Consider the following 16,405-nt stretch of genomic DNA (forward strand, 5'->3'; position numbering starts at 1 on the left):
CAAGGCATGCCCATGTAGAAGGCGATGTTGATCAATCGTCCGAAGGCTTGCGCGGCCACTGAGCCGGTTGGGGAAAACTGGCAATCTTGCCGTCGCTTTTCAGGGTTTTGGCTTCACCCTCACGCTCTACTTCATCAATGCGCACAATCATATTGACGGGAAGATAGCTGCGCTTCACTCCCTCAAACGTGCGTCTGAGCTTATCGGTGGAAGTGTCGATGACGAGTTTAGCGTTATCACTGAATACAAATTCTTCTACTTCCAAAAAGCCCCATAGCTCGCTTTGGTAAATTTCGCGTGCATAAAGCTCCCACACTTCGCCCTGCTGGTGAACAGTAACGCGATAAACAGGTTTTACTGACATGCTCTTTCCATCGTGGTTAACGCCAAAGGCAAGGAGTGCGCGACACCCGAACGAGCCTGCACCTCGCCTTTCGCTGCCTAATGCCTGCTTCTGCTGATACCACCGCCATACTGAAAACGCACTTTTGCGGCAATCACGGCGGCGGCACCAATGTCGGCCCGAGCGCCACCGCAATATAAGTGACGCAACAAAGGGCGCACAGCGTAACATGGAGCAGGGTTTGGTCGCACAGGCATAATGACCGTATAATATGGCCCCCTGGCGCGATCGCATCACGCATGTGGAGAATTTCCCTCAGTGACGCAACGCCCACCAGCTTCAGCAACGTTGGCATCAATGCGCAGGCAGGCACTGCTGGTCATCCGGGCAGCGAGAACTTTCTTGCCCTGTGGCTGGCGCACAAGACCTGGCAACGAATTGCGGCCACCTTTTCACCGTCTATCCGCTGATATCTCCAGCGTAGATAGCTCTGGCTTGGCACTTATTGGCAAACGGCATGGCAAAAAAACTCTTCATCAAAACCCACGGCTGCCAGATGAACGAGTACGACTCGGCACGCATGGCAGATCTGCTTGGCGAATCACACAAGCTTGAACTGACTCACGACGAAAGTGAGGCGGATGTCATTCTGCTGAACACCTGCTCCATCCGTGAGAAGGCGCAGGAGAAGGTGTTCCACCAGTTGGGGCGCTGGAAAAAGCTCAAGGAGAAAAACCCTGATCTGGTGATCGGAGTGGGTGGCTGTGTGGCGAGTCAGGAAGGCAGTGCCATTCAAAAGCGTGCGCCTCATGTGGATCTGGTGTTTGGCCCTCAAACCCTGCATCGCGTGCCCGACATGATTGAAAGCCGCAGCACGCCCATTGCCGGCAGCGGTGGCATTCAGGTGGTCGATGTCACCTTTCCTGAAATCGAGAAATTCGACCGTTTGCCCGCGCCGAAGAGCGAAGGTGCCAGCGCGTTCGTTTCAGTGATGGAAGGCTGCTCGAAGTACTGCTCTTTCTGTGTGGTGCCCTACACCCGCGGCGAGGAGATTTCGCGCCCCTTTGAAAGCGTGGTCGATGAGTGCGTTCACCTGGCCGGTCAGGGCGTGCGCGAAATCAACCTGCTTGGGCAGAACGTCAACGCCTACCGTGGCCTGGATGAGTTCGGTGACGAGGTGGATCTGGCCGAGCTGATCGCGACGATAGCCGGTATTGATGGCATTGACCGCATTCGCTTCACCACCTCGCACCCGGTCGAATTCAGCGACAGCCTGATTCAGGCTTATGCTGAAGTGCCGGAGCTGGTCAGCCATCTGCACCTGCCGGTACAGTCAGGCTCCAACCGTATTCTGAAAGCCATGAAGCGTGGTCATGAGCGCGACATGTATATCGAGAAGCTGGAGCGCATTCGCGCGCTACGTCCCGATATCAGCTTCTCTTCCGACTTCATTATCGGCTTCCCGGGTGAAACCGAGGAAGACTTCGAGCAGACCATGGACCTGATTGAGCGGATCGGTTTCGACCAATCGTTCAGCTTCATCTACTCGAAACGTCCCGGCACCCCTGCTGCGACACTGCCCGACGACACCTCCGAAGAGGTCAAGAAAGCGCGGCTGGCGCGGTTGCAGAAAACCATTAACCAGCAGTCACAGCAGATTTCACGGCGGATGGTCGGCAATACCGAGCGCATTCTGGTTACCGGATTCTCACCCAAGGACCCCAGCGAGTTATCGGGCCGTACCGAGAATAATCGGGTGGTCAACTTCAAGGCGGCCAATCCCATTGAACTGATCGGCTACTTCGTTGATGTTGAAATTACCGAAGCGTATGCCAATTCATTACGTGGCGAACTGATGTCGGGCGAGCGCTACTAACGCTCTCCTGTCGCATTCATGCCACTACGGTGATATGGGTCTACACTTTTCTCAATAGACGTGTGGTTGTGCAGTCATACAGCCGCACGTGTACACTCTTCCTGTACCGACCATCGCCGTTCGTTGTTGCGAATGCAGTGCGCCGAATACTCCGTTTTCCTTCATTTGGAGACACCAACCCTTGAGTCAGGATACCGCTACCAACCATCGTGTTTTGCAGCTTTCTCTTGAACCCAACGACCCCATGCGCCTTGCCACGCTAAGTGGTCAGCAGGATGAAAACCTGAAGCTGGTCGAAGAAGGCCTCGCGGTAACCATTCGTAATCGCGGCAATACCTTCCAGCTGGCAGGCCCCAACAAGCAGGTAAAATCGGCTGCCAATATTCTCGAGCAGCTTTATCACGAGACCGAAGGGGGCGACCTTACCCCTGATACCGTGCATCTGTTCATCCGTGAATCCGGTATGGAGAGCGCTGAGGATATTGAGGAGCATCAGCGTGGTGATGTCATCCTTCGTACCCCCAAACTGATGATCAAGCCGCGTGGTCTCAACCAGCAGGACTACGTGCGTGCGGTGCGCCAGCACGACATCAACTTTGGTGTAGGTCCTGCCGGCACCGGCAAGACCTATCTGGCTGTCGCCGCGGCGGTCGAAGCGCTCAACCAGCAGCAGGTGCAGCGTATTCTGCTGGTGCGCCCTGCAGTGGAAGCCGGTGAAAAACTGGGCTTTCTGCCGGGCGATCTAGCGCAGAAGATCGACCCTTACCTGCGCCCGCTTTACGACGCTCTTTATGAGACGATCGGCTTCGAACAGGTCAATAAACTGATCGAGCGGCAGGTGATTGAGATCGCGCCGCTGGCCTATATGCGTGGACGTACCCTCAATAACGCCTTCATCATTCTTGATGAGAGCCAGAACACCACGCGCGAACAGATGAAAATGTTCCTGACCCGCATTGGTTTCGGCTCAACCGCCGTTATTACCGGTGATATCACCCAGATTGACTTGCCGCGCGGCTCGAAATCAGGGCTGACCCACGTACTGGGTGTACTGGATAATGTCGCCGGCATCAGCATTACGCGTTTCCTGTCAAAGGATGTGGTGCGCCATCCGCTGGTGCAGCGCATCATCGACGCCTACGACCGTTTTGAAAGCGAGAGTGAAGCCGAATCGTGAGCCAGCTTTCCCCTATCGGCGAGGTCGATGTACAGGTAGCGGTGGATTTTTCACCGCTGCCCGATCCTTGCGCACTTGAGCAGTGGTTTAGCGTCGTACTGGCAGCCCACCCCGACGATGAGCGCACCGAGATGACGGTGCGCTTCGTGACAGAGGAGGAGAGCCGCACGCTGAATCACACCTATCGTGGCAAGGATTCATCAACCAACGTGCTCTCCTTCCCCTTCGAAGCGCCCCAGGGTGTTCCGCTGCCATTGCTGGGTGATCTGGTGATCAGCCCCCATGTAGTGGCGCGCGAAGCCGACGAGCAGCACAAGCCTTTGATTAACCACTTCGCCCATATGGTGGTGCATGGCACCTTGCATTTAATGGGCTATGACCATATTGAAGACGATGAAGCGGAGGAGATGGAAGCCCTTGAGCGCCAGCTACTGGCCCAGCTCGATATTCCTGACCCTTACGCGCTGGATACGCCCTGATCTCCTGACAAGGCGCCATGCGCTGCGTCAGGCACGGTACAGACACCGTATTCCGCTTGATAGCCAACCCCAGACAACGCCCCATTATCAATAAAGAGGACAAGAGACCGCCGTCATGAGCGACGACCGATCGGCTGACCACAGCAGTAAAAACTGGCTTGAACGTGTGATCCAAGCGTTTTCCAACGACTCCGACGAGCCCACTAGCCGCGCTGAACTGCTGGAATTCCTGCGTGAAACAGGACCAAGATTCGATCTCGACAGCGATGGACTGGCGATCATCGAGGGCGCTTTCGCCATTACCGATCAGCAGGTGCGCGATGTCATGATCCAGCGCTCGCAGATCGAGATCATTCGTGCCAACCAAAGCGTCGATGATTACCTTTCGATGATTCTCGAATCGGGCCACTCCCGCTATCCGGTGGTTAACGACGATCTTGATGACGTTATCGGTATCCTGCTGGTCAAGGATCTGCTGCCGCTAATCAACAAGTCGCAGGCCGAGCGCGACAATTTCAACCTCAGCGATATTCTGCGCCCGGCGATCTTCATTCCCGAGTCCAAGCGATTGAACAGTCTTCTCAAGGAGTTCCGCGATACGCGCTCGCACATGGCGATTGTGGTCGATGAATATGGCGGCACCGCTGGCATTATTACCATCGAAGATATTCTTGAGCAGATCGTGGGGGATATCGAAGACGAACACGATATCGACGACGACGATGAAATTCGCGAACTGGACAGCGACACCTATGCGGTCAAGGCGATCCTCACTATCGAGGACTTCAATGAACGCTTCGGCACCGCCTTCCCCGATGAAGAATTTGATACCGTGGGCGGTCTGGTGATGCAGAGCTTTGGTCATCTGCCGGAACGCGGCGAGTCTACCAATCTGGGCGGCTGGAACTTCGCCGTCACCAACGTCGATAATCGTCGGCTGCACTGGCTCAAGGTATCGCGCAGCAGCGACGCCCAACCACTCTGACGCCAGCCATTTTGAGCGCCTTACCATTCGTTGTACCAAGACGTGGCAAGGCGTTTACTTTCCCATTGCGCATATGGCATGACCGCCATCAAGAAGGAGCAGTACGTGGCTCGTTTATGCACTTTTCCCTTTCGCAGCCGCTGGGCGTGCTGTCTGACAGCGCTGCTGCTGGGCGCGTTGACCACGCTGACCTTCGCCCCCTTCGGCCTGTGGTGGCTGGCGCCACTGCTATGTGCGCCGTTGTTCGGACTTCTGCGCGGCACTACCGTCAAGCGCGGCATGCTGCTGGGCTACTGTTACGGTTTTGGACTTTTTGCCAGCGGTGCTTCGTGGGTGTACGTCTCGATCCACGACATTGGCGGCTCGCCCATGCCGCTGGCGCTGGTAATGACGGCGCTGTTTGTTGCTGGGCTGGCGCTGTTCTATCTTATTGTAGCGGCCTTTTATCGGCTGTTATCGCCTCGTGTTTCCTGCCTTGAACCGCTCACCTTCGCTGCCGCCTGGACACTGGGCGAAGTATTTCGCGGCTGGTTTTTGACCGGTTTCCCCTGGCTGTTGCTGGGTACTTCGCAAGTAGAAGGCCCGCTGGCAGGGTATGCGCCCCTCGGCGGTGTTTTCCTGATCAGTTTTATCATCGCACTCAGCGGCGCCCTGCTCTGGCAGCTATTTACTCGACGCCGTTACTGGCTGGCGCTTCCGTTGATCGCTCTATGGGTCGTGGGGCTGGTGCTGCCAGCGCGCTGGCTTGATGCCGAACCGCGTGCGCTTTCCGTTGCACTGGTGCAGGGAGATTTACCGCAGACCATGAAGTGGAGCATCGGCGGTGTGCAGAATGCGGTGAACCGCTATCTCGATCTGACCCGAGAACAGGCCAGCGATGCGGAACTGGTGGTATGGCCGGAAGTTGCGCTGCCGATGACGGAAGATGACGCACGTTCCATCTTTGCGACGGCCCAATCAACCATGCGCCCCCACTCCACTCTTATCAGCGGCATTCTGACCCGTCAGGCGACCGGCACCTTCAACAGCGCCGTGGCCTACGATCAAAGCGCGCCGCAAGGCATGCTGCGCACTGAATACGCCAAGCACCGGCTCGTGCCCTTTGGTGAATATGTCCCGCTGCCTGGGCTGCTTCAGCCGATCATCCAGCTTCTGGGGCTGCCCGCGCCTTATGTTATCCAGGGGCCTGCCAACCAGCAGCCGCTCCAGGCGGATGCCCTGCGTATCGGCATGGCAATCTGCTATGAGATCGCCTACCCCGATCTGGTGCGCGATCAGGCGCGCCGCTCCAACGTACTTATGACCATCTCCAACGATAGCTGGTTTGGTCACTCCATCGGGCCGCTCCAGCATATGCAGATGGCGCAGATGCGGGCGCTGGAAAACAATCGCTACCTGCTGCGTGATACCAGCAACGGCTGGACAGGCGTTATTGGCCCTGATGGCAAGCTGATCAGCGATATACCGCGCTTCGAGCCGGGTGTGCTGCATGCACAGATACACCCGATGCAGGGCGAAACCCTCTTCACCCGCACCGGCAGCCTGCCCATTATTCTGTTCAGCATCGTGCTGGCCGCAGCCGGCGCTGTCGCATCGCGTCGTCGCTCGCGCTCCGAGCAAGCACCACAAGATAAAGTGGCGTCATAGTGACCACGACTACCTTGCTGGCCGTCTTCAAGGCGCTGATCTTTCCGCCCGGCGGTGTGATTGTCGGGCTGGCGATGGCAACGCTGATAGCTCGCGGCTGGCCACGTGTGGGAATAACACTCGCCGTGATGATAGGCGCTGCCTTTTTGATTTTGTGCATTCCCCGCGTCAGTCTCTGGTTAAGCGCCCCCATTGAACGCATCACGCCCGCTGCGCCAGCCCAGTGGAGCAATGCCGGTGCCATTGTGGTGCTCGGCGGCGGGCGTGCAGCGGCTTCATCGAGATCGCCGGAACGCATCAATCTGGACAGCTTCGCCCGAGTAGCAGAAGCCGCTCGAATCGCGCGGATCACCCACCTTCCGATACTCCTGACCGGCGGTGCACCGGGCGGCGAGCGCGCTTCCGAAGCACAGCTGATGGCGCAGGCGCTGAGTGACAGCTTTGCCCAACAGCCACGCTGGCTGGAAAACGACAGCCGCAATACTGCCGAAAATGCGTGCTATAGCGCGGCTATCCTGAAAGAGAGAGGGATTGAGACGGTGGTGCTGGTTACGACGGCTTTTCATATGGCACGCGCACAGCGTGATTTCGAGCGAGCGGGTATCAAGGTCATCGCAGCGCCCACTGGGTTCTCCAGCGCGCCCCCTGGGCTACTGGGGTGGCTCCCTTCAACGCTGGGGCTGGCGCAAAGTCAGCGTGCATTGCATGAAGCCGTCGGCTGGCTGGCCGGGCGCTAATCCAGCACTCCCCTGTACGCCACTGCCGGCGACGCGCCAAGCGCTATCTGTCGCCGTCTCGGTAAGGTATGCTAGCACCACTGGAATTTTTATAACGCTCGCGCCATATATAGCTGGGCGCCACTGGGCAGCACGTCTGTCTGTTCAGCAGCGCGTCCACGCCGAGCGACGATGGACCCATGGCAGCCACGCATTGAGCGCGGCCTGCGATAACAACTTCACGGTGTAGAAATCACACAATGGAAGCACAGTACTCACCCGCCAGCGTTGAGCGCACAGCACAGCAGTTTTGGGAAAAGAATCGCTGTTTCAAAGCGATCGAAGATGCCAATCGCGAAAAATATTACTGCCTGTGCATGTTTCCCTACCCCAGCGGCAAACTGCATATCGGCCACGTTCGCAACTACACGCTTGGCGATGTGATCGCTCGTTTTCAGCGCATGCAGGGCAAGAACGTCCTGCAACCGATGGGCTGGGATGCATTCGGCATGCCCGCCGAAAATGCTGCCATCAAGCATCAGGTAGCGCCCGCCAAGTGGACCTATTCGAATATCGCCGATATGCGCGATCAGTTGAAAGCGCTGGGCTTCGGCTACGACTGGGATCGTGAATTTGCCACCTGCGACCTCGACTACTACCGCTGGGAGCAGTGGTTTTTCACCAGGCTGGTCGAAAAGGGCCTGGTCTACAAGAAGAACTCTACCGTTAACTGGGACCCGGTCGATCAGACCGTACTGGCTAACGAGCAGGTGATCGACGGTCGTGGCTGGCGTTCCGGCGCCAAGGTCGAGCGGCGTGAAATTCCCCTGTGGTTTTTGAAGATTACCGATTACGCTGAAGAGCTTCTGGCGGATCTTGATAAGGTCGAGTGGCCTGAACAGGTCAAGACCATGCAGCGCAACTGGATCGGTAAATCGAAAGGCATCGAGCTGGACTTTGAAGTCCCGGATGTGGGTGAAGAGCTGCGCCGTCTGACAGTATTCACCACGCGCCCCGACACCCTGATGGGCGTCACCTACGTGGGTATTTCAGCCGACCATCCGATTGCCAAGCGCGCGGGCGAAATCGACCCCACGATCATGGAATTCTGCAAGGAGTGCCGTTCTGGCGGTACCTCCGAAGCCGACCTTGCCACCATGGAAAAACGGGGCATGGACACCGGCTATGTTGCCCGCCACCCGATTACCGGCGCGGAAGTGCCCATCTATATCGCCAACTTCGTGCTGATGGAATACGGCACCGGTGCTGTCATGGCAGTGCCCGCCCACGATCAGCGTGACTGGGAATTTGCCAAAAAATACGACCTGCCCATCCAGCCGGTTATCGCCGATCTCGACGGCAACCAGCCTGATGTCAGCGAGGGTGCCTACACCGAACACGGTCAGTTGATTAACTCGGGCGAGTTCGACGACATGCTGTTCGACGACGCCTTCACCGCGATTGCACGTCAGCTTGAGAAGGAAGAGAAAGGCCGCGTGCGCATCAACTTCCGCCTGCGTGACTGGGGTATCGCCCGCCAGCGTTACTGGGGTGCACCGATTCCGGTCAAGTATGGCGCCGAAGGCGAAACCGTACCGCTCACCGATGATGAGCTGCCGGTCGCTCTTCCCACCGAGGTTGAAATCGACGCCAGCGGCTCGCCGCTCAAGAAAATGCGCACCTTCTATGAGATGGGCGCTGGCTGGACCCGCGAAACCGACACCTTCGACACCTTTATGGAGTCTTCCTGGTACTACGCGCGCTTCTGCTGCTCGGACAACCAGGAAGCAATGCTCGATGGGCGCGCCAACTACTGGCTGCCAGTTGATATCTATATCGGCGGTATCGAACACGCCATTTTGCACCTGCTCTATGCGCGCTTCTTCCACAAGCTGATGCGCGATTTCGGCATGGTCGAAAGCGATGAGCCTTTCCAGCGCCTGCTCACCCAGGGGATGGTGATTGCCGACACCTACTACCGTAACAACGAAGACGGCAGCAAGGAGTGGTTCAATCCCCTTGATGTCACCGTTGAGCGGGATGAAAAAGGCAATGTAACGCAAGCCACGCTGATAGCCGATGGCGAGCCGGTTACTATCGGCGGTACCGAGAAGATGTCGAAATCGAAGAACAACGGCGTCGATCCCCAGTCGTTGATCAACCGCTTCGGTGCCGACACGGTGCGTCTCTTTATCATGTTTGCCGCGCCCCCCGAACAATCCCTTGAATGGTCCGATTCAGGCGTTGAAGGTGCTCACCGCTTCCTCAAGCGTCTGTGGAAAATCACCTTCGATCATATCCAGCACGGTGAGCCAGGCCATATCGTCTCCGCTGAACTGAACGATGCACAGCGCGAGCTGCGGCGCAAAACCCACGAGACCATCAAGAAGTGTACCGATGACATTGGTCGTCGTACCACGTTCAATACGGCCATCGCTGCGGTCATGGAGCTGACCAACGCGCTTGGCAAGCTCAACGACGATACCCTGCAAGGGCTGGCGGTATCCCGTGAAGCCGTTGAAGCGTGCGTTATCTTGCTGTCACCGATCACTCCTCATATCTGTCACACCCTGTGGCAGGAGCTGGGCCACACCACCGCACTGATTGATGCGCCGTGGCCGCAGGTCGATGAAAAAGCGCTGAAACGGGATTCGATGACACTGGCGGTACAGGTCAACGGCAAGCTGCGTGCCAAGCTGGAACTGCCCGCGGATGCCGATCAGGTCACCATTGAATGTGAAGCGCTCTCCCATGAAAACGTGCGCCGACACGTCGAGGGCAAAAGCATCAACAAGGTGATTGTCATTCCCGGCAAGCTGGTGAACATCGTCGCTAGCTGATGCCATCGGACAAGCTGTCCAGTGTGGCTTTAATCGCCTTGTGCAACGGTATATCTAGCGGTCGCCCCAGCGCGGCCGCCAGCAACATTCAAGGAGACGTCGCTTGACTCGATCAACTCAACATCGCCGCAATTCTCTGGTGGCCGCGGTATTGGCAGGATCACTGTGTACCCTCACCCTGAGCGGCTGTGGTTTCCAGCTACGCGGTGTCGGTGAAGGATCAGGGCCTATCGTGCAGCATTTGCAGCTCAACATTCAGTCAGACACCCCCCAAAACCAGCTGGCGCGTGAGCTGCGTCAACGCCTCGAAACCGCTGGCGTCAGCATCGACGATTCAGCCAACCTTGAGCTGAACGTGGGTACACCCTCCTACGATGAAAGCCAGATTGGCTACGGTGGTTCCGGCGGCAATCAGGAGCGTAATATCGCACTGCGCGTGCCCTACTCGGTACAGCGCATGTCCGATGGCGCCTATGTCATTGACGGCCAGGTCGTGCAGGTCAACGGCACCTATAACACCAGCACCAGCCAGCTACTGCAGCGCGATCAGGAGCGTGAGCAGTTGCAGCGCCGCTTGTCCCGTGAAGCCGCCAGCCAATTGGTAGAGCGTCTGCGCGCTATTTCTGCCAGCTCCAACGCGCAAGAATCAGCAGCCTCCACCTCCACGGCCCAATGAAGGTATTTCCTGACAAGCTTGGCGATCAGCTTTCCAACAAACAGCTCGCACCGGTGTTTATCGTCGCCGGTGACGAGCCGCTCCTGCATATGGAAGCCTGCGACGCCATACGTCGTGCAGCGCGTGACAGCGGTGCCGACGAGCGCGAAATTCTTGAGGTCGAGTCAGGCTTCAACTGGGGCCAACTGGTCGAAACCTCGCAGTCGCTGTCGCTCTTCTCTTCCAGACGCTTGATTGAGCTACGCCTCGGCACTCACTCACCGGGTCAGGAAGGGGCCAAGGCGCTGGAAGCCTACGCTGCCAATGCCAAACACAGTGACGACGTACTGTTGATCAGTGCTGGCCGCCTTGATTACCGCACCCAGCAGAGCAAATGGTTCAAGACGCTGGATGCACAGGGCATTTTTGTGCCGGTCTGGCCGATTGACTTCAAACGCCTGCACTACTGGATTGCCGATCGCGCCCGCCACTATCAGCTGGAGCTATCCAGCGAGGCGTGCCACTCGCTGGCCGAGCGCTACGAAGGAAATCTGCTGGCACTGGATCAGTCGCTGATCAAGCTGCAATTGCTCCATCCCCCGCACAGTCGTCTGGGGCTTGATGAGATCGAAGGCGATACGGGCGACGGTGCCCGTTTTGATGTTTTCACTCTGACCGACGCCTGTATCAGCGGCGATCGCGGTCGTGCATTGCGCATTGTGGCCGGCTTGCGTGCTGAAGGCATCGAAGCCCCCATCGTGCTGTGGGCGCTCACTCGTGAATTGCGAACCCTGCTCTCGCTGCGCCAGCACATGGATCAGGGACAGAGTTTCGAACACGCCTGCAAGCAGCATAAGCCGATGATTATCGAGCGCCGCCGCCCGGCCTATCAGGGCGCCCTGAAACGTCTACCGCGCATGCGTTTGCACCGGCTGTTAACCTTCTGCCAACGGCTCGACCTGGCAGTGAAAGGGGCAACGTCCATTCCGCTGTGGGACGGGCTGTCAGATGTCGCGCTAACGCTTGCAGGCGGGCGAGGGTTGCTCTGTGAATGGCGCGAAGCCTATCGAAGCACAGGCTAATGTCATTCCCATGATCGTTACGCATGAACCAAATGCTGTCACAGCACTCAATATGAGAGTCGGCAAGGTAGCGTTACTCGCTACCGAACTGCCTTAAGGCTGGCGTATCAGGGGAAGCACGCCCCCCTTCGCTATTTCGCAGTGTCTTGAAAGGTACTGGCAGGCATAAGCCGGATGAGCCTCAATGTAGCGATTAAGTACCTCTGACATAGCTTCGGGCAAGAACTAAAATCAAGACACATACACAGTTGTTACTATCCTTGATGCACATGGATTATGACCAGTTCTCACGATAGCCGCGCTGCCAAAGCGGAAAAAATTGGCCAACACATCGCTCGTTTTCCACGCCAATGGCGTGCCGTGCTGGATAGCAAACTGGCACCGCTGGGGCTGACGCAAACCCGCTGGGTAACGCTTTACTGCCTTGCCAAAGGCGGCGAAGGCGCTGTCCAGCGTGAATTGGCCGCCATTATCGGGGTCGAAGCGCCTTCACTGGTGCGCACACTGGACCAGCTTGCCGAGCAGGGGCTGATTGAACGTCGCCAATGCGGCGATGACCGACGTTCAAAGCGCGTCTACCTGACCGCCAACGCCACGCCCTTGATCAAGAAGATGGAAACCATTGTGCGCACTACCCGCATGGAGCTGCTGCAAGGTCTCGATGACGAGGATATCGACACACTGATCAATCTCATTGATAAGCTCGATCAGAATTGCGCGCAGCTGCTCGACCACAAACGCTAGGCCGTGCGTGCCGTACACGCAGACAGATCACTTCCCGCCATTGGCCCCTTCTTTGAGGGGCCGATAGCCCGCACACTTCCTGCATATTGTCAGGAACCCAGCGCATCCCAGTTTTCAGCAACGGATGGAAAAAGCTCCATGACCTCTCTTTATCAACATATCGCCGTTGCCGTCGATCTTACCGACGAATCGCGCCATGTCATTGATCAGGCGATCATGATCGCCCAGCGCACCGGAGCCAGGCTCTCGGTAGTGCACACCCTGGGTGAAGTCAGCACCACCTACGGCGCAGACGACTCGATAAACGTGGATACATTGCGTCAGCAGCTCACCGAGCACGCCCATGCACGCCTGCAAGAGCTTGCCTTTCCCTATGGCATCAATACCGATCAGCTCTATATTCTTGGCGGCCAGGCCGACACCGCCATCAAAACCTTTGCCACCGATCATCAGGCAGATCTGATTGTGGTGGGGTCTCATGGACGCACGGGGTGGGCACTTATGCTCGGCTCGACCAGCGCTGATGTGCTACGCAATGCTGAGTGCGACGTGCTGGCGGTCAAGGTGCAAGGTGTTCAGCAGGAGCCGGTCGATTAAACACACACTGGCGTATCTCGCAGCAGTGACAGCGGCCCCTTCTCTGGCCCATAAAAAGCGGTCATAAAAAACAGGGCACGGCCCCCTTGGGTAACCGTGCCCTGCCTTTCTTGCCGTTCAGCCTGCTACTCTTCGCCGGTCCTCATCTCTTCCAACGCCATCCAGCGCTCCATGCGCGTTTCGAGGTGCGCTTGCCGCTCACCCAGCGTTGCCAGCGTGGCCTGTACGGCCTCCTGATCGTTCTGATAGAAGTCAGCAGCGCCGATGCGCGCTTCCAGTTCAGCGATCTCGGTTTCGAGTGCTTCGATTTCAGCAGGAAGTCCATCCAGCTCCCGCTGTAGCTTATAGGAGAGCTTGCGCGGTTTAGCAGCAGTACTATTGGCGCTCTTGGCCGGTGGCTGCTCGGCAGCCTTGCGTTCGCTCCCTTTATCGGTAGTCAGAGAGGCATCCGCTGAGGTTTTGCCGCTTCCCAGATCACCGGGAGCCGGAGGAAGACGCCCCCCCTGACGCTGCCAGTCGCTGAAGCCGCCCACGTAATCACGCACCACGCCATCGCCTTCAAAGGCCAGTACGCTGGTGACCACGTTATCCATGAAGGCGCGATCGTGACTGACCAGCAGCAGCGTGCCATCAAAGGTGAGCAGCAGCTCTTCCAGCAGCTCAAGCGTTTCGACATCCAGATCGTTGGTCGGCTCATCAAGCACCAGCACGTTCGCCGGCTGGGTAAAGAGTTTCGCCAGCAGCAGACGGTTGGATTCCCCCCCTGACAACGCGTGCACCGGCTGACGAGCACGCTGCGGGCTAAACAGGAAGTCTTGCAGGTAGCTCATGACGTGGCGCTGACGACCGCCCACGGTGACATGATCGCTCCCCTGTGCCAGGTTGTCGTACACCGTGGCGTCCATGTCCAGCCCCGCGCGCAGCTGATCGAAATAGGCCACCGACATTTTAGTGCCTAGCTGCACCTTGCCTTCGCTGGGCGCCAGTTCCCCCAGCATGATCTTGAGCAGCGTCGTTTTACCGGCACCGTTGCGCCCGATCAAGCCAATGCGATCACCACGCTGCACTTCAAGGCTCAAGTCGCGAATAACGTATTCGCCCTCGTTGCGCCCAGGCACGCGGAAGCTGACGTTTTGCAACTCGACCACCCGCTTGCCGCTACGCTCGCCGCTATCCACTTCAATTTTTGCCGTGCCCTGACGTTCACGACGCTGTGAGCGCTCCTCGCGCAACTGCTTGAGCGCACGCACTCGGCCTTCGTTGCGGGTACGGCGCGCCTTGATGCCCTGCCGAATCCACGCCTCTTCCTGCGCCAGTTTCTTATCGAACTGCGCCTGCTCACGCGCTTCTATTTCAAGCTCGTGGGCGCGGGTCTGCTGGTAATTGTCAAAATCGCCGGGATAGCGTCTGAGCTGACCACGATCCAGCTCAAGAATAGCGGTGGCAACACGGTTCAGGAAGGCGCGGTCGTGGGTCACGAACAGCACCGCACCGCGAAATGCCTGTAGCTGCTCTTCAAGCCAAACGATGGTGTCGAGATCCAAATGGTTGGTCGGTTCGTCCAACAGCAGCAGATCAGGCTCGGCCACCAGCGCACGCGCCAGAGCAACGCGCCGCCGCCAGCCGCCGGAAAGCCCTTCCATCATCGCGGCACCAGGCAGCCCCAGGCGTTCCAGCACGTTGTCGATGCGCTGATGAAATGACCAGCCGTCGAGCGCTTCAAGGCGCTCCTGTAGCGTTGCCAGACGTGTCATGTCGGGTTCGGCGGCGGCCACCAGCTGATCGTATTCGCTCAACAAGCGCCCCACTTCAGGCAGCCCTTCAGCGACCACGTCAAAGATGCGTCGCCCTTCCGCGGCGGGCAGATCCTGGGCCAGCACACCGACACGCAGCTCGGCACTGCGGCGCACCAGACCATCATCAGGCTGGATCGTGCCGTCAATCAACGCCATCAGCGTCGATTTGCCGGCCCCATTACGGCCAATCAACGCCAGCCGCTCGCCGCGCTCAATGGTCAAGGCAGCGTTATCAAGCAGTACATCGGGGCCATAGGCAAGATGTACCGCATCGAGTTGGAGCAGGCTCATCGCGAGCGTTCCTCTTGGTAAGTCATGATAAAGGGCATGGATTGTACCTGATCGCGCCCCCAAGCCGAACCGTAAGGTGTAGAATCGGCGCCCAAATCAAGGCAACGCTACCATGCGCCAGCCTCATGTTGTCGATCCAACCGTCTGCTGCCGATCAAGGAGAAATATGTCACCGCTCGCTGAGGAAAACCGCATCGTATCCCCTGCTCCCCTGGTCGATATTGGCGCCAACCTGACCCACGAGAGCTTCAGCGATGATATAGAAGCGGTGCTTGAACGCGCATACGCTGCGGGGGTAGAGACACTGGTGCTGACCGGCACGGATGCGGCGAGCATCGACGCTTCCATTGCGCTGAGAGAACGATTTGATGATAGCGAAGCGACGCTGCCTGCGCTGCGCTCGACCGCGGGCGCGCATCCTCATCATGCCAGTGAATGGACTCCGGCTCTTGAGCGCCAGATTCGCGATGCAGTGGCGCAGCCGGGAGTGATCGCGGTAGGCGAATGCGGGCTCGACTTCAACCGTAACTACAGCAGCGAGCGGGAGCAGCTCAACGCCTTTGAAGCGCAGCTACAGATAGCCGCTGAACTCAAACTGCCGCTGTTTTTGCATGAACGCGACGCCAGCCGCCCCATGTTCGATATTCTGAAACAGTGGCGCGATGATCTTTCACGGGCAGTCATTCACTGCTTCACAGGGGACCGCACAACTCTCTACCGCTACCTGGATCTCGATCTCTATATTGGCGTTACCGGCTGGCTGTGCGATGAGAGGCGCGGCGGTGATCTGCGCGATGCACTTCCGGAAATTCCGCCCAACCGCCTGATGATCGAAACCGACTGCCCCTATCTGCTGCCGCGTCACCTGCCCGGCAAGGTAAAGGCTCGCCGCCACGAACCCGCCCTGCTGCCATGGATATGCCGTGAAGCCGCTCGGTTACGAGGCGTGTCGGAAAAAACGCTGGCTGAATCCACTACCGCCACGGCCAGCGACTTCTTCGCGCTATAACCCAAGGTGCGCAGGCTTGCGTTTGCTCACCCAGCACGGTGACAATTCGTTATTCGCACCGAGCCGCTTCAGCCGTCGTTACCATGCTGAGCCAGTGCACCGGCCAGCCCTCAACAGCACCCAGATGCCGTGTTATCGACAGCCAGGCGGCTGGCGCTCTATTGGCAT

At 58.0% G+C, this 16,405-nt stretch carries 15 protein-coding genes; 13 read left to right on the forward strand and 2 right to left on the reverse strand.

The features are described from left to right. Positions 1 to 31 precede the first annotated feature (31 nt). Positions 32 to 364, reverse strand: coding sequence for a DUF1820 family protein (locus L881_RS0111380; protein ID WP_025733820.1), 333 nt, complete (start codon positions 362 to 364; stop codon positions 32 to 34). Between the two features lie 278 nt (positions 365 to 642). On the opposite strand from L881_RS0111380, the gene L881_RS13805 reads away from it, so the two are divergent. The 12 genes from L881_RS13805 (at position 643) to L881_RS0111440 (ending at position 13,141) form a co-directional block, all read left to right on the forward strand. Next, positions 643 to 813, forward strand: coding sequence for a hypothetical protein (locus tag L881_RS13805; protein ID WP_156926556.1), 171 nt, complete (start codon positions 643 to 645; stop codon positions 811 to 813). Between the two features lie 47 nt (positions 814 to 860). Then, positions 861 to 2,219 carry a tRNA (N6-isopentenyl adenosine(37)-C2)-methylthiotransferase MiaB gene (gene miaB, locus L881_RS0111390; RefSeq protein ID WP_025733821.1) on the forward strand — a complete coding sequence of 453 codons (1,359 nt, stop codon included), beginning with the start codon at positions 861 to 863 and terminating at the stop codon, positions 2,217 to 2,219. 181 nt (positions 2,220 to 2,400) lie between these two features. Then, complete coding sequence (locus L881_RS0111395) at positions 2,401 to 3,396, forward strand: PhoH family protein (RefSeq protein WP_025733822.1); 996 nt, start codon at positions 2,401 to 2,403, stop codon at positions 3,394 to 3,396. Further along, on the forward strand, positions 3,393 to 3,875 hold the full coding sequence (gene ybeY / locus L881_RS0111400; protein ID WP_025733823.1) for an rRNA maturation RNase YbeY: 483 nt from the start codon (positions 3,393 to 3,395) through the stop codon (positions 3,873 to 3,875). The genes L881_RS0111395 and ybeY overlap by 4 nt, the downstream gene beginning before the upstream one ends. A gap of 115 nt (positions 3,876 to 3,990) precedes the next feature. Further along, on the forward strand, positions 3,991 to 4,860 hold the full coding sequence (locus L881_RS0111405) for a CorC family transporter (protein WP_025733824.1): 870 nt from the start codon (positions 3,991 to 3,993) through the stop codon (positions 4,858 to 4,860). Positions 4,861 to 4,965: 105 nt separating this feature from the next. Then, positions 4,966 to 6,507, forward strand: a complete 1,542-nt coding sequence (gene lnt / locus L881_RS0111410; protein WP_245587973.1) for an apolipoprotein N-acyltransferase — start codon at positions 4,966 to 4,968, stop codon at positions 6,505 to 6,507. Continuing rightward, complete coding sequence (locus L881_RS0111415) at positions 6,507 to 7,244, forward strand: YdcF family protein (protein ID WP_025733826.1); 738 nt, start codon at positions 6,507 to 6,509, stop codon at positions 7,242 to 7,244. Before lnt ends, L881_RS0111415 begins: the two co-directional genes overlap by 1 nt. A 239-nt stretch (positions 7,245 to 7,483) precedes the next feature. Beyond that, the gene (leuS, locus tag L881_RS0111420; protein ID WP_025733827.1) at positions 7,484 to 10,063 is read left to right on the forward strand and encodes a leucine--tRNA ligase; all 2,580 of its coding nucleotides are present in this window, start codon (positions 7,484 to 7,486) and stop codon (positions 10,061 to 10,063) included. Between the two features lie 103 nt (positions 10,064 to 10,166). After that, positions 10,167 to 10,739, forward strand: a complete 573-nt coding sequence (locus L881_RS0111425; RefSeq protein ID WP_025733828.1) for an LPS-assembly lipoprotein LptE — start codon at positions 10,167 to 10,169, stop codon at positions 10,737 to 10,739. Then, the gene (holA, locus tag L881_RS0111430; protein ID WP_025733829.1) at positions 10,736 to 11,800 is read left to right on the forward strand and encodes a DNA polymerase III subunit delta; all 1,065 of its coding nucleotides are present in this window, start codon (positions 10,736 to 10,738) and stop codon (positions 11,798 to 11,800) included. Before L881_RS0111425 ends, holA begins: the two co-directional genes overlap by 4 nt. A 276-nt stretch (positions 11,801 to 12,076) precedes the next feature. Continuing rightward, positions 12,077 to 12,544 (forward strand): transcriptional regulator SlyA, encoded by a 468-nt coding sequence (slyA, locus tag L881_RS0111435; protein WP_025733830.1) that lies wholly within the window; start codon positions 12,077 to 12,079, stop codon positions 12,542 to 12,544. Between the two features lie 138 nt (positions 12,545 to 12,682). Beyond that, positions 12,683 to 13,141 carry a universal stress protein gene (locus L881_RS0111440; RefSeq protein ID WP_025733831.1) on the forward strand — a complete coding sequence of 153 codons (459 nt, stop codon included), beginning with the start codon at positions 12,683 to 12,685 and terminating at the stop codon, positions 13,139 to 13,141. Positions 13,142 to 13,266: 125 nt separating this feature from the next. Here L881_RS0111440 and L881_RS0111445 read toward each other — a convergent pair whose 3' ends face one another. Continuing rightward, complete coding sequence (locus tag L881_RS0111445; protein WP_025733832.1) at positions 13,267 to 15,228, reverse strand: ATP-binding cassette domain-containing protein; 1,962 nt, start codon at positions 15,226 to 15,228, stop codon at positions 13,267 to 13,269. Between the two features lie 166 nt (positions 15,229 to 15,394). Here L881_RS0111445 and L881_RS0111450 point away from each other — a divergent pair, with 166 nt between their 5' ends. Continuing rightward, a complete protein-coding gene (locus L881_RS0111450) occupies positions 15,395 to 16,237 on the forward strand; it encodes a TatD family hydrolase (protein ID WP_025733833.1) in 843 nt (280 codons plus the stop codon). The last annotated feature ends 168 nt before the right edge of the window (positions 16,238 to 16,405 follow it).

Origin of the sequence: Carnimonas nigrificans ATCC BAA-78 (genome assembly GCF_000526695.1) — a bacterium.
In the GTDB taxonomy this organism is placed as follows: domain Bacteria; phylum Pseudomonadota; class Gammaproteobacteria; order Pseudomonadales; family Halomonadaceae; genus Carnimonas; species Carnimonas nigrificans.